Source organism: Flagellimonas sp. (assembly GCF_965215805.1).
Classification (GTDB): Bacteria; Bacteroidota; Bacteroidia; order Flavobacteriales; family Flavobacteriaceae; genus Flagellimonas.
Map to the genome: position 1 here is coordinate 4,128,396 of NZ_OZ244124.1, position 12,310 is coordinate 4,140,705.

Annotated in this window: 13 protein-coding genes; 10 read left to right on the forward strand and 3 right to left on the reverse strand. The window is 40.6% G+C overall.

Features of this window, described 5'->3' with window-relative positions:
* Positions 1-3 precede the first annotated feature (3 nt).
* Positions 4-414, reverse strand: coding sequence for a Holliday junction resolvase RuvX (gene ruvX / locus ACOOE0_RS18310; protein ID WP_420400349.1), 411 nt, complete (start codon positions 412-414; stop codon positions 4-6).
* A 99-nt stretch (positions 415-513) separates the two neighbouring features.
* Here ruvX and ACOOE0_RS18315 point away from each other — a divergent pair, with 99 nt between their 5' ends.
* Positions 514-1,329 carry a 2,3,4,5-tetrahydropyridine-2,6-dicarboxylate N-succinyltransferase gene (locus ACOOE0_RS18315; RefSeq protein ID WP_420400350.1) on the forward strand — a complete coding sequence of 272 codons (816 nt, stop codon included), beginning with the start codon at positions 514-516 and terminating at the stop codon, positions 1,327-1,329.
* 58 nt (positions 1,330-1,387) lie between these two features.
* Here the strand turns inward: ACOOE0_RS18315 and ACOOE0_RS18320 are convergent, their stop codons facing one another.
* Positions 1,388-2,386 carry a hypothetical protein gene (locus ACOOE0_RS18320; RefSeq protein WP_420400351.1) on the reverse strand — a complete coding sequence of 333 codons (999 nt, stop codon included), beginning with the start codon at positions 2,384-2,386 and terminating at the stop codon, positions 1,388-1,390.
* 459 nt (positions 2,387-2,845) lie between these two features.
* Here ACOOE0_RS18320 and ACOOE0_RS18325 point away from each other — a divergent pair, with 459 nt between their 5' ends.
* Positions 2,846-3,649: a glycosyltransferase family 2 protein gene (locus tag ACOOE0_RS18325; RefSeq protein WP_420400352.1), complete on the forward strand. Its 804-nt coding sequence runs from the start codon at positions 2,846-2,848 to the stop codon at positions 3,647-3,649.
* Here ACOOE0_RS18325 and ACOOE0_RS18330 read toward each other — a convergent pair.
* On the reverse strand, positions 3,631-4,443 hold the full coding sequence (locus ACOOE0_RS18330) for a glycosyltransferase family 2 protein (protein WP_420400353.1): 813 nt from the start codon (positions 4,441-4,443) through the stop codon (positions 3,631-3,633). The two genes, ACOOE0_RS18325 and ACOOE0_RS18330, sit on opposite strands and share 19 nt — an antisense overlap.
* Before the next feature lie 74 nt (positions 4,444-4,517).
* Between ACOOE0_RS18330 and ACOOE0_RS18335 the strand changes: the two genes are divergently transcribed.
* The 8 genes from ACOOE0_RS18335 to ACOOE0_RS18370 all read left to right on the forward strand — a co-directional run bounded on the left by ACOOE0_RS18335 (position 4,518) and on the right by ACOOE0_RS18370 (position 12,309).
* On the forward strand, positions 4,518-5,564 hold the full coding sequence (locus ACOOE0_RS18335) for a glycosyltransferase family 52 (protein WP_420400354.1): 1,047 nt from the start codon (positions 4,518-4,520) through the stop codon (positions 5,562-5,564).
* Between the two features lie 11 nt (positions 5,565-5,575).
* Positions 5,576-6,748, forward strand: a complete 1,173-nt coding sequence (locus ACOOE0_RS18340; RefSeq protein ID WP_420400355.1) for a cytidylyltransferase domain-containing protein — start codon at positions 5,576-5,578, stop codon at positions 6,746-6,748.
* On the forward strand, positions 6,738-7,607 hold the full coding sequence (locus tag ACOOE0_RS18345) for an N-acetylneuraminate synthase family protein (RefSeq protein WP_420400356.1): 870 nt from the start codon (positions 6,738-6,740) through the stop codon (positions 7,605-7,607). The genes ACOOE0_RS18340 and ACOOE0_RS18345 overlap by 11 nt, the downstream gene beginning before the upstream one ends.
* The gene (locus ACOOE0_RS18350; RefSeq protein WP_420400357.1) at positions 7,608-8,180 is read left to right on the forward strand and encodes an L-threonylcarbamoyladenylate synthase; all 573 of its coding nucleotides are present in this window, start codon (positions 7,608-7,610) and stop codon (positions 8,178-8,180) included.
* Position 8,181: 1 nt separating this feature from the next.
* Positions 8,182-9,621 carry a CCA tRNA nucleotidyltransferase gene (locus tag ACOOE0_RS18355; protein ID WP_420400358.1) on the forward strand — a complete coding sequence of 480 codons (1,440 nt, stop codon included), beginning with the start codon at positions 8,182-8,184 and terminating at the stop codon, positions 9,619-9,621.
* Positions 9,608-10,621, forward strand: coding sequence for a COX15/CtaA family protein (locus ACOOE0_RS18360; RefSeq protein ID WP_420400359.1), 1,014 nt, complete (start codon positions 9,608-9,610; stop codon positions 10,619-10,621). Before ACOOE0_RS18355 ends, ACOOE0_RS18360 begins: the two co-directional genes overlap by 14 nt.
* 44 nt (positions 10,622-10,665) lie before the next feature.
* Positions 10,666-11,160 (forward strand): IS1096 element passenger TnpR family protein, encoded by a 495-nt coding sequence (locus ACOOE0_RS18365; protein WP_420400360.1) that lies wholly within the window; start codon positions 10,666-10,668, stop codon positions 11,158-11,160.
* Between the two features lie 90 nt (positions 11,161-11,250).
* The gene (locus ACOOE0_RS18370; RefSeq protein WP_420400361.1) at positions 11,251-12,309 is read left to right on the forward strand and encodes a nucleoid-associated protein; all 1,059 of its coding nucleotides are present in this window, start codon (positions 11,251-11,253) and stop codon (positions 12,307-12,309) included.
* The last annotated feature ends 1 nt before the right edge of the window (position 12,310 follow it).

Here is a 12,310-nt window from a genome sequence, read left to right on the forward strand (position 1 = left end):
AAACTAAAATCTGTTTAAGTAGGCCTGCAAAATAAGGGTTGCACTTATCTCATCGACCAGGGCTTTATCTTGACGTTTTTTCTTTTTCATTCCACTTTGCACCATGGACTGAACGGCCATTTTTGAGGTGAAACGTTCATCTTGGCGATCTATCGGTATTTCTGGAAACGCTGCTGCCAACTTTTTCAAAAAAGGTTGGATCAATGCTTCGGATTCCGATGGGGTATTGTCCATTTGTTTGGGCAACCCTACTACAAACCTTTCCACTTTTTCATTTTTCAAGTAATCCGAAACAAAACTTAGCAATTCTTTGGTTGCTACCGTGGTAAGACCTGATGCAATGAGTTGAAGCTCATCCGTCACTGCTATGCCGGTCCTCACCTTCCCAAAATCCAAAGCCAAAATTCTCGCCAAGTCTAAATTTTTGGCAAAAATAACCCTAAAAATGTTATGCCATTAAAATAAGGTCGAATATTCTTTTGAGCCGACTATCTTTGTCAAAATTTAAAAAATATGACACAGCTTAGGGCTCGCATTGAAGACGCTTGGGAGAACAGGGAACTGTTAAAAGAAGAAGAAACCCAAAACGCGATCAGGGAAGTAATCAACCTGATAGATCTAGGGCAATTGCGATGCGCCGAACCCACTGAAGATGGTTGGCAAATCAATGAATGGGTCAAAAAAGCTGTGGTATTGTATTTCCCCATCCAAAAGATGGAAGTTTTGGAAGCCGGTATCTTTGAATATCATGATAAAATCCCGTTGAAGAGAGGCTATCAGGAAAAAGGGGTCAGAGTGGTACCCCACGCTGTTGCAAGGCATGGCGCCTACATTTCTTCAGGTACCATTTTAATGCCCAGCTATGTGAACATTGGTGCTTATGTAGATGAAGGAACGATGGTAGACACTTGGGCCACCGTAGGTAGCTGCGCACAAATTGGTAAAAATGTCCATTTAAGTGGAGGTGTGGGCATTGGCGGTGTTTTGGAGCCCTTGCAAGCTGCTCCTGTAATCATTGAGGATAATGCCTTTATCGGCTCGCGTTGCATTGTGGTAGAAGGGGTTCGGGTTGAAAAAGAAGCCGTTTTGGGCGCCAATGTGGTGTTGACCGCTTCCACCAAAATAATCGATGTAACGGGCGATGAACCCATTGAGCTAAAAGGCAGGGTTCCTGCACGTTCTGTGGTAATTCCAGGCAGTTATACCAAAAAATTTGCTGCCGGCGAGTTCCAAGTTCCTTGTGCCTTGATCATTGGAAAAAGAAAAGAAAGCACCAACAAAAAGACCTCGTTAAACGAGGCCTTAAGAAGCTATGATGTAATGGTTTAAAATGAAACTATTTCCATATTGCCTGGATATAAATGCATAGGCAAAAACTAAAGTTATTCTACCAGTTTACCGGTGCTATCCATGAATAACTATCTCCGTTAATCTGATGTCTAATTGTACCTGAAGCACTTATTTGCCAAGATGAAGTTCTGCCGTCATAGGAGTTAAATTGTGCTATTCTATATCTAAACCATTTACCTTTTTTACAGTTTTGCTGTACGTTGTTTAAATTGATTGGAATTACTGTAAAAGAGTTAGAGTATGGTCCTGTCCAATATCCAGTAACGGTTCCCGAAATGTTATAGGTATAATTTCTTTCTTCCAATTCTGAATACCTCAATTGATTGCTGCTGTTTCTGTAGTATAATTTAGTCTCGATAAAAAGTTCTTCCAAATCCGCCAGCGGTCCGATGTTCGTGGAAATGGATTTTAGTTGCTGAACATATCTTTTCATTTTAGAGGAGGCGCCCCTTATTTTTTTATTATCACTACAGCGATAATAGGCTGTCCTCCAGAAATCCTTGTTGGAATATCCCGCAGTATTTCCATTTGTCCCCATTGTGATAGTATTAGTTAAACCGTCAGGGTTCTTAGATATTACCACGATATCACTTGTCACTCCACCTATTTGATTCATCTCCGAATCTAAATTTAGGCTTTGCTGAAGGCCTGTAACCTCATAAAACTTATCATTCGAAAATTGAATTAAGGTTTCACCAACCTTGAACATGGAATTTTTATTCAAAATTGCTAAAAACGCTGGAGTCAAGTTTTCTATCGAAGATATGAATTCAACATCATCATTATTCATTGCCTCCACAAATAAGGAAGAGTGGTCAGATTCAAATATCCAATTCAGAATATAATCTTCGGAATTCGACGAGGAAAGCTCCTTATACGCTATTTCAAAAGAATTCCAATCTTGGAATGCTACTATGTCCGATGCAGCGTCCGGACCAGATTCAGATTGCAAAAGGGAACCATCCTGTTTGCTACAGGAAATTGAATTAATAAGAATCAACATTAACAAGGTGATGTTCAAAAAGTGTTTTTTCATGTTTTTATATTTTGATTCAAATGTAAAGATGAAAAGGACTCTTTGATATTAAATTAACATTAATTTTCTTACATTTTTAGAGGTCAAAAATCCATACCACCTTAATTGTTATCCCTTACAAACAATAATCCTTAAATCATACATTCTTCATACGGTTTTGCTATGAAGAAATTAAAATATTCCTTTAGTGAACAACCCTCTTAATATTGCCAGTCTTTATGGTGATGCGAACATTCTATAGTGTCACAATACATTTAGTAAACATTTTTACACTAGCTAAAGCAACCTATTAATTTTTTGACATCTATACCTTACAAAACCACCTACATCGTTAAAATTTTATGGAGTATTTGGAGGATTTCGTAATTCGAAATGGTGTAAGAAAATTACGCTTTAAAACAATTTTCTCCTGATTATTTTGTTATAGTTTTGTAATCACCAAACCCTGTACCAATAAATATGGCTGGATTGAGCACCCCAAAGCAAAAGCTATCCGCGCTTGTCATTACCTACAATGAAATAGGATATATTGAGCGATGTATTGAGTCAGTTACCTTCGCTGATGAGATTCTAGTGGTGGATTCTTACAGCACGGATGGTACTTATGAATATCTTCAAAACCATCCTATGGTTAAAGTAATCCAACACCCTTTTCAGAATTTTACTGCCCAAAAATCCCATGCCTTGAAACAAGCTTCAAATGATTGGGTATTATTTTTGGATGCCGATGAAGTTGTGGGGCCTAAACTACAGGAAGAAATCATTACTACAATTAATGACCCAAAAGCCTGTGAGGCCTATTGGTTCTATCGTATTTTTATGTTTCAGGATACCCGATTGAACTTCAGTGGGTGGCAAACCGATAAAAATCACCGCCTTTTCAGAAAAAGTAAGGCCAAATACACGGACAAAAAATTAGTGCATGAAACCTTGGAAGTAGATGGCAATTCATGTATCCTAAAGGAACGTTTGACCCATTACTGCTACAAAAATTACGAAGATTACAAGGGCAAAATGCTCAGATACGGTCAGCTTAAGGCCAAGGAAGCTTTTTACAAGGAAAAGCAGTTCAATTATTTCTCATTGGTTTTTAGACCCCTTTGGAAATTCTTCAACCATTATGTGATTCGATTAGGCTTTTTAGATGGCAAAAAAGGAATTACCATTAGTTATCTAAATGCCCTTGGTGTTCTTGAAAGATATCGGGAATTGAAACGCTTGGAAAAGAAAAATCAGCTCACCTACTATTTGGTGATGCCGTAGTGCGTCCAAACACTTTTACCCTGTTTTACTTCTTTTCTAATGGCCTTGTTCTTGGCTAATGCCTCTGGATTGACATAGCCTCTATCGTGATCGAGATGGATGCACACCGCGCTATATCTTAATTGCTTGGTTTTTATTCCAAAATTCACCATGCGCTCTCCCATTTCACGGTCTTCTCCACCGTATTGCATACGTTCGTCAAACCCATTGACATTTAGAATATCCTGTTTCCAAGCAGAGGAGTTGTGCCCATTCCAGCTAGGATTGGTGGGTGTGAATGCATTTAAGAGTTTGGAAACAAATCCATTGGCCGTCAACTTGTTGTTTTTAAAAGTCTTTGGAATTCCTTTTTCCTTAAGCCAATTGATGTTGAAGCAGTTTTGTTGCAAAATATCTTCCTTGGTAATGACTAGGGAAATATTCATGGGCAGCATATAATACCCCCCGGAAATAAAAGTAGAGGGCGCTTTATTGATGTAATGTACTTGTACAAAATCCTCCCTGGGGATACAATCCCCGTCGGTCATTATAATATAGTCTGTTTCTGTGGCAACAATAGCTTTGTTCAAAATCTTGCATTTTTGAAAGCCATCGTCCTCTTGCCAAACATGCTTAACAGGATAACTTAATTCGTTCCTTAAGGACTCAATCCTGTTTTTGGTTTCTTCGGTAGACCCATCATCAGCAATGACCACCTCAAAATCCTTATAGGTCTGGCAGTGGAACCCCCAGAGCACTTTTTCCAACCAGTCCGGTTTGTTGTAGGTACTTATGATTACACTGACAGCAGGCATTAATTAGAGTTTTTCAGTACTTTTGCAAATGTAGTTTTTTGAGGTACATCTCCAATATAATTCCCGCAATTTATATGCATCGAACCTACGTAGGCTCTACTATATACCACATTTATCTTTCCTTGATCCATATCATCAAAAATTCGGAATACTCCGTGGACAACTGTGGAAATAATCTTTTGTTTTTGGTGGAAAGCACCCCTATGATCGAAACATTGATTCCCAACCTTAAAAAACGTTTTTTCAGGGATGTCCATATTATCTCGGAACGCAGGGATCATGTGAAAGACTTGGGAAAATTCAATTATTCACTCCGAAGAAAATCCAAGTTGATCCCATATTTGGAAGCAAAACATCCGGAACTGGCCATTGAAAAAGAGTTTATCAAAAATGCTGAATTGTATTTATGCGATACGGATTCTTCCAAAAGTTATTTTCTATATGAATTTGGCAAGAAAAAGGACATTAATATGATTGAGGATGGGGCTAGGACATATATACAAAGGCATTCTCCGTTTGAGCAACTCCTCAAGACCTATATAACCAAAACGCCCATCGGCGGTGGTTTTGACAAGGAAATAGCAACCATTTACGCCCAATTCCCACAAAAACTCCCCGTGGGTATTCGGAACAAAGCAAAGGAACTCAACATTAAAAGAGAGGTTGCCCAATGGCCAGAAAGTATAAAACAAGAGGTTTTCCAGTTGTTTATCCAAGATGGCACGCTTGAGGTTGCCAACAGTAACAACGCTTTAATCCTTACGCAGCCCATTTCCGAGGACAAAGTGGTAGCCAATGAAGAAGTCAAAATAGCGATGTACAAAGACCTTATCTCCAAGGTACCGCAGGATATGAACATCATTCTAAAGACGCACCCCAGAGAGCTCACCAATTATAAGGAACACTTTAAAAATATTACGGTATTGCCAGCTCTTTTTCCGATAGAAATCCTGGGATTGAAGGAAGGTTTTTATTTCGAAAAAGGGTATACCTTATTTTCAACCGCACTTTCAAACTTGGAGATCGTTAAAGAGCGCTTTTTTCTAGGTAAGGATTATTTGGATAAATTTACCGTCGGCGCAACCAGGGACTTGATCCAAAACATGGAAATCCCTTCCTAAAAATGCAAAGCATGCAAAAAAAGACCATAGGTTTTATCCCCTTACGAAAGAACTCCAAAGGCATCCCTGGTAAAAACAAGAAAAAGTTATTGGGCAGACCCTTGTTTTCTTGGGTTCTGAGCGAAGCCATTTTTTCCAACTTGGACGAGATATACGTGTTCACCGATGACGAGGAAATCATTGCTTACATTGATAAAAACTATGCTTGGACGGATAAGGTCAAGCCGCTTTTGCGCTCAGCCGAGAACGCGTCGGATACTGCCTCTACAGAGTCGGCAATGCTGGAATTCTCTGAGCTTATCAACCATGATTATGATGTTTTTTGCCTCTTACAGGCCACCTCTCCACTAACACAAAGAACAGACATCAACAAAGGATTGGAGCTTGTTTTGAATGGAACATATGATGCTGCGCTAAGTGTTGTTCGTACGCACAGGTTTATTTGGTCCGAAAATGGTAAAAGTCTTAACTACGACTTTAAAAAACGCCCAAGAAGACAGGATTTTGACGGTTTGCTCATGGAAAATGGAGCTGTTTACACCTCCTCCAAAAAAGCCTTCCAAGAATCAAGTAACAGACTTAGTGGTAAAATAGGGTTGGTGGAAATGTCAGAGGACACTTTGGTGGAAATAGATTCTGAAACCGACTGGAATGTTATAGAACAGCTGTTAATCTCCAGTTTTAAAACCAAAAAAACACCACAACGCATCTCGCATCTTATCCTGGATGTAGACGGAGTCTTTACGGATGGTAAAGTAACCTATGGAAAAACAGGAGAGCTGTCCAAAACATTTGACATGAGGGATGGTATGGGATTGGAGATCCTTAGGCAACACAACGTCAACGTAATGGTAATGACCTCGGAAGATTCCGAAACGGTGGCACAACGCATGAAGAAACTGCAAATCCAGGATGTTTTTCTAGGCGTAAAGGACAAGTATTCCTTCTTGGAAAACATCTTACAAGAACGCAGGCTTACGGCTCAAGAATTGGCGTACATTGGGGATGATGTCAACGATATGGCCAATATGCTTCGAGTGGGCTGGTCTTTTTGTCCGTCCAATGCCACAAAACCCATAAAGTATCAAGCAGATGTGGTTTTAACCCATGCATCCGCCAATGGGGCCATCAGAGAGGCCTGCGAATTTATCATGAACTACAATTTAAGATTTAATGACCTATAAAGAACCTTATATCATTGCAGAAATTGGCTGTAACCACAAAGGTGATATGAAAATAGCCAAGGAGCTCATTTACATGGCCAAGATTTTTGGCAATGCCAATGCGGTAAAATTTCAAAAAAGGAACAACAAGGAATTGTTGACCGAGGAGCAGTACAACGAACCGCACCCAAATCCGGTCAATTCCTACGGAAGCACCTATGGGGAACATCGAGAGTTTTTAGAATTTGATGTGGAGCAGCACAAGGAATTGATGGCCTATTGCAATGAAGTGGGCATTACCTACTCTACTTCAGTTTGGGACACCACCTCAGCAAAGGAGATTGCCAGCCTCAATCCTGAATTCATCAAGATTCCATCAGCCTGTAACAACCATTATGAAATGTTGGGATGGTTATGCGACAATTACAAAGGTGAACTGCACATTTCCACTGGAATGACCACAAAAGATGAGATTTCAACCTTGGTGGATTTTTTTGAAGAACGTGGTAGGGGAAAAGATTTGGTGGTCTACAATTGCACCTCTGGCTATCCGGTTCCTTTTGAGGATATCTGCCTGCTAGATATTCTGAAACTTAAGGAAAAGTATGATAACCGCGTAAAGAGCATCGGTTTTTCAGGGCATCATTTGGGAATTGCCGTTGATGTTGCTGCCTACACGCTGGGCGCCCATATCATTGAGCGTCATTTTACACTGGACAGAACTTGGAAAGGTACAGACCATGCTGCTTCCCTAGAACCCATGGGACTTCGCAAACTCTGCAGGGATGTAAGGGCAACCCATCAAGCATTGACCTACAAGCAAAAGGACATTCTGGATATTGAGAGCGTACAGCGCGAAAAACTGAAATACAAAAAGTAAATGAAGCCTGACTTTGGTCCAGAACTCGCCAAAGCAAAGGAAATTTTGCAATCTGGCGGGCTCATTCTCTACCCAACCGATACCATTTGGGGTATTGGCTGCGATGCCACTAATCCCGAAGCTGTAAAAAAGGTATACGAGCTTAAACAGCGAGAAGACAGCAAAGCCTTGATTTGTTTAGTATCCAGTCAGGCCATGCTGGAGCGCCATATAAAGCAGGTACCTGATGTGGCCTATGATATTATGGATTTCGCTACCAAACCTACCACCATTGTCTTTGATGAACCCATTGGTGTTGCAAAAAATCTAATTGCTTCAGATAACACCTTGGCCATTAGGGTAGCATCCGATAAATTCTGTCAATATCTCATTAACAATTTTGGAAAACCCATTGTGTCCACCTCTGCAAACATATCTGGCTTTCCTTCTCCCAAACATTTTGCGGAGATAGCCCCAGAAATTTTAAAAGGAGTGGACTATGTGGTAAATTTGCCGGACGAAAACAAAGACCCTTCACCTTCTTCCATCATCAAGCTTAGCAACGATGGGCAGGTCAAGGTAATCCGGGAGTAGCATGGCGCAGGAATTCCATAAAAAGGTACTAGAAAATCCAATTTTTAAGATCATTGGCGAGGCTTCCAAAGAATTGGGTCTGGATTCCTATGTTATTGGTGGATTCGTCAGGGACTACTTGCTTCAAAGAGGAGCTCCAAAAGATATTGATATTGTTGCCGTGGGAAGTGGAATCAAGTTGGCTGAAAAAGTAGCTTCCAAACTACCGGGAAATCCGCAGATTTCTGTTTTCAAGAATTTTGGAACCGCCATGATCAAACACCAAGATTTTGAGCTTGAATTCGTGGGGGCACGTAAGGAAAGTTACGACAGGAATAGCCGTAAACCCTTTGTGGAAAACGGAACTTTGGAAGATGACCAAAATAGACGGGATTTTACCATTAACGCCATGGCATTGAGCCTTAATCCTGAGAATTTTGGGCTTCTGTTGGATCCTTTTGACGGAAGAAAAGATTTAGAAGAACAGATAATCAGAACACCGCTTGAACCTAGCACTACATATTCAGATGATCCTCTTCGGATGATGCGTGCCATTAGGTTTGCCTCCCAGTTAAATTTTACCATTGAACTACGTTCGCTTCAGGCCATCACGGAAAACAAAGACCGCATAAAAATTATTTCGAAGGAACGCATTGTGGATGAGCTGCATAAAATTCTTTCGAGCAATAAACCCTCAATTGGTCTTGGATTAATGCATCAAACTGGGCTCCTTCGATACATCTTACCCGAATTGACCGCACTTCAGGGCATTGAGGAGATTGAAGGGCAACGACATAAGGACAATTTTTGGCACACTTTGGAAGTAGTTGACAATATTGCCCAAACCACGGATAATCTTTGGTTGCGGTGGGCTGCTTTGTTGCACGATATTGGCAAAGCCCCTACCAAAAAATTCCACAAAAAAATTGGCTGGACTTTCCACGGCCACGAGTTTGTCGGTTCCAAAATGGTGTACAAACTCTTTAAACGCCTGCGGATGCCCCTCAACGAGAAAATGAAGTTCGTACAGAAGATGGTACTCATGAGTTCCAGGCCCATTATTTTGTCCGAAGACCACGTAACGGATTCGGCAGTTAGGCGGTTGGTCTTTGATGCAGGCGAGCATGTGGAAGATCTAATGACCTTATGTGAGGCGGATATCACTACCAAAAATCCCAAAAAACAGAAAAAGTACAAGAACAACTTTAAGGTTGTCCGGCAAAAAATCGTGGAAGTTGAGGAACGGGATCATGTCCGAAATTTTCAACCTCCTGTTTCGGGGGAAGAGATCATGAAGGTTTTTAATCTTAAACCATCCAAAGAGATTGGAATCCTAAAAGATGCGATCAAAGAGGCCATTTTGGAAGGGGAAATCCCGAATGAATACGAAGCAGCCTATCAATTTATGTTGGAAAAAGGGAAACAAATGAATCTTGAACCCGTTGCGAATGAAAAAAAATAAATACGTTATCTATTGGCTCCTTACTGGCTGTGCCCTTATTTTCATTATGGTTGTGGTAGGTGGAATCACCAGACTAACGCATTCCGGACTTTCCATATCGGACTATAAGCTGATTAGCGGAACCTTGCCCCCCATGAATCAACAAGAGTGGGAAGAAGCATTTGAACTCTATCAGCAGTATCCCGAGTATCAAAAGCTAAACTACCATTTTACCCTGGAGGATTTTAAGAGCATCTATTTCTGGGAATGGTTGCATAGGGTAATTGGCAGGTTCATAGGCATAGTGTTCATTGTGCCGTTCCTGTTCTTTTTGGTTACCAAAAAACTAGATGGACCCACCATACGGAAATCACTGGTACTACTTTTTTTGGGAGGATTTCAGGGCTTTCTGGGATGGTACATGGTCAAAAGTGGATTGGTGGATCGACCCGATGTTTCCCATTATCGCCTGGCCGCCCATCTTACCACGGCTTTCTTGACCTTTGCTTATAGCCTTTGGGTTGCGCTTGATCTTATATATCCTAATAAAAAGGAGGTTCAGAAATCCATCAGAAACCTAATTCGTGCTGCCCTTGTGGTATTGATCATTCAAATTATTTGGGGAGCTTTTGTGGCCGGGTTGGACGCAGGGTTCCTTCATAACCACTGGCCGCTGATGAGCGACGGAAAATTGATTCATGAAACTGTGTACATTGAGCAACAGCCCTTTATCAAAAATCTGTATGAGGGTAAAAGCGGTGTTCAATTCGTGCACCGTTATCTGGCCTATGTAGTAGTGGCTTTTGTTTTGGCCATTTGGTACAAAACCAAGAAAGTAAAGATGACCCCACCACAACAAAAAGGAATGCAAATACTACTTATATTGGTGTTTGCCCAGTTTTTATTGGGTGTTTTAACCCTGATTATGGCGGTTCCCTTGTGGTTGGGTGTTTTACATCAGGTTGGTGCCTTTTTCCTTTTGGCAGCGATGACGTTTAGCTTGCACCGATTCACCAAATAACCCACTATTTATTGTAACTTTGACCCCACTTTAATTTTTGCTGGATGATATACAAAATCAGGATAATTCTTGATGCTGAAGAGGATATTTTTCGGGATTTGGAGATTGAGGCTACCAACACCTTGGAAGAGTTTCACAATTCCATCACCCAAGCCTTTGGATTTGGGGGAAGTGAAATGGCCTCCTTTTATACCTGTGATGAGGATTGGAACCAAGATGAGGAAATCGCACTCTTTGATATGAGTGAAAACGGTTCTGATGTGCGTTTAATGAACGAAACCGTTCTGGAGGACGTACTTACCGAACAAAGTCCCAAAATGATTTATGTATATGATTTTTTGAGCATGTGGACCTTTTTTGTGGAATTGGCCGATATGGTTGAAAAGGAAGATGGCCGTTCTTATCCCAATGTATTGTTCAGCTTTGGGGAGCTTCCTGATGCCCCGCCGGAGAAAAAATTCGAATCCAAACCTTCAATGGATTTTGACGATTCATTTGACAGCTACGATGATTTGGATTTTGACGAAAATTGGAACTGATTAAGGACAAATTCAAACTCAAGTTCAAGTCAATATACACCCGAAACCTTTAACCCGCAACCTTTTACCCATTAAACCCTTTACCCAATAATGCTAAACCTATACCCTGCCCAAATTGAAAGTGTATCCCTTCATCGTGTTGGCAATAAAAGCAAGAACGAACCCATCTTTTTATCCGCCCAGCCTTTCAGTTTAAACGATGAAATGTCCGGGCTTTTGAAAGAGTATTTCTTTAGACCCTTTAGAGAAAAAGAAGAGAACTATTTTCGGTTCGACAACGAAGTGGATGTAGAGTTCAATGAAGTTTACAAGCTTGTTGGGGAGATTTTTGAAGATGTTTCCCAAATCCATTCGGTTTCCAAGCAAATTACCACTCATCTTTTTGAACAGTCCAACCACCCTCACATAAAAAGTGGGGAGGTCTATGTGGTTCACTTTTCGGATATGGTGTTGGACAACCAAAAAGTGGAGGCCGTTGGAATTTTCAAAAGCGAGCTAAAACACGATTTTTTACAGTTCCAGGAAGAAGATCAAAACTTGGAAATCCTTATCAAGCAGGGAATTAACATTAATAAGTTGGACAAGGGGTGCATCGTTTTCAATGTAGCCAAAGAAGATGGATACAAGGTTTTATCCGTGGATAGCAATCGATACGATGCCAAATATTGGTTGGAGAACTTTTTGGGCCTGTCCCCGCTTACAGATGAGAACTTTTACACCAAGAATTATCTAAAGTTCTGTCAAAACTTTGCCAAGGATGTGGTTTTACCAGCCGAAGACAAACAACAGGAAGTGCTTTTTATGAATCGCGCGGTAAACCATTTTGCCAAAAATGATGCCTTTGAAGAAACTTCATTTTTGAATGAGGTCATGGAAAATCCTGAACTGATTCCTGAGTTTAAGCACTATAAGGTTGAAAAAGGGCCTAAATACAGCGTTGAGGACGTTTCCAATTTTGACATTGCCAACAAGGCCGTTTCTGATGCCCGTAAAAAAATAAAGAACGTCATTAATCTGGATACCAACATTCAGATTAAAATGGATTTCATCAACCTGGAATCAGCAGAAAAATTCGTCGAAAAAGGCTGGGACGAGGAACGGCAGATGTACTACTACCTAGTGTATTTTAACAAGGAGCAGAAAAGCTAGA

What these genes read in the sequence shown, in the direction of transcription:
- ACOOE0_RS18325 (WP_420400352.1), top strand. Translation starts at nt 2,846, where the DNA reads ATGGCTGGATTGAGCACCCCAAAGCAAAAGCTATCCGCGCTTGTCATT.
- ACOOE0_RS18350 (WP_420400357.1), top strand. Translation starts at nt 7,608, where the DNA reads ATGAAGCCTGACTTTGGTCCAGAACTCGCCAAAGCAAAGGAAATTTTG.
- ACOOE0_RS18330 (WP_420400353.1), bottom strand. Translation starts at nt 4,443, where the DNA reads ATGCCTGCTGTCAGTGTAATCATAAGTACCTACAACAAACCGGACTGG.
- ACOOE0_RS18365 (WP_420400360.1), top strand. Translation starts at nt 10,666, where the DNA reads ATGATATACAAAATCAGGATAATTCTTGATGCTGAAGAGGATATTTTT.
- ACOOE0_RS18335 (WP_420400354.1), top strand. Translation starts at nt 4,518, where the DNA reads ATGCATCGAACCTACGTAGGCTCTACTATATACCACATTTATCTTTCC.
- ACOOE0_RS18360 (WP_420400359.1), top strand. Translation starts at nt 9,608, where the DNA reads ATGAAAAAAAATAAATACGTTATCTATTGGCTCCTTACTGGCTGTGCC.
- ACOOE0_RS18355 (WP_420400358.1), top strand. Translation starts at nt 8,182, where the DNA reads ATGGCGCAGGAATTCCATAAAAAGGTACTAGAAAATCCAATTTTTAAG.
- ACOOE0_RS18370 (WP_420400361.1), top strand. Translation starts at nt 11,251, where the DNA reads ATGCTAAACCTATACCCTGCCCAAATTGAAAGTGTATCCCTTCATCGT.
- ACOOE0_RS18345 (WP_420400356.1), top strand. Translation starts at nt 6,738, where the DNA reads ATGACCTATAAAGAACCTTATATCATTGCAGAAATTGGCTGTAACCAC.
- ACOOE0_RS18315 (WP_420400350.1), top strand. Translation starts at nt 514, where the DNA reads ATGACACAGCTTAGGGCTCGCATTGAAGACGCTTGGGAGAACAGGGAA.
- ACOOE0_RS18320 (WP_420400351.1), bottom strand. Translation starts at nt 2,386, where the DNA reads ATGAAAAAACACTTTTTGAACATCACCTTGTTAATGTTGATTCTTATT.
- ACOOE0_RS18340 (WP_420400355.1), top strand. Translation starts at nt 5,576, where the DNA reads ATGCAAAAAAAGACCATAGGTTTTATCCCCTTACGAAAGAACTCCAAA.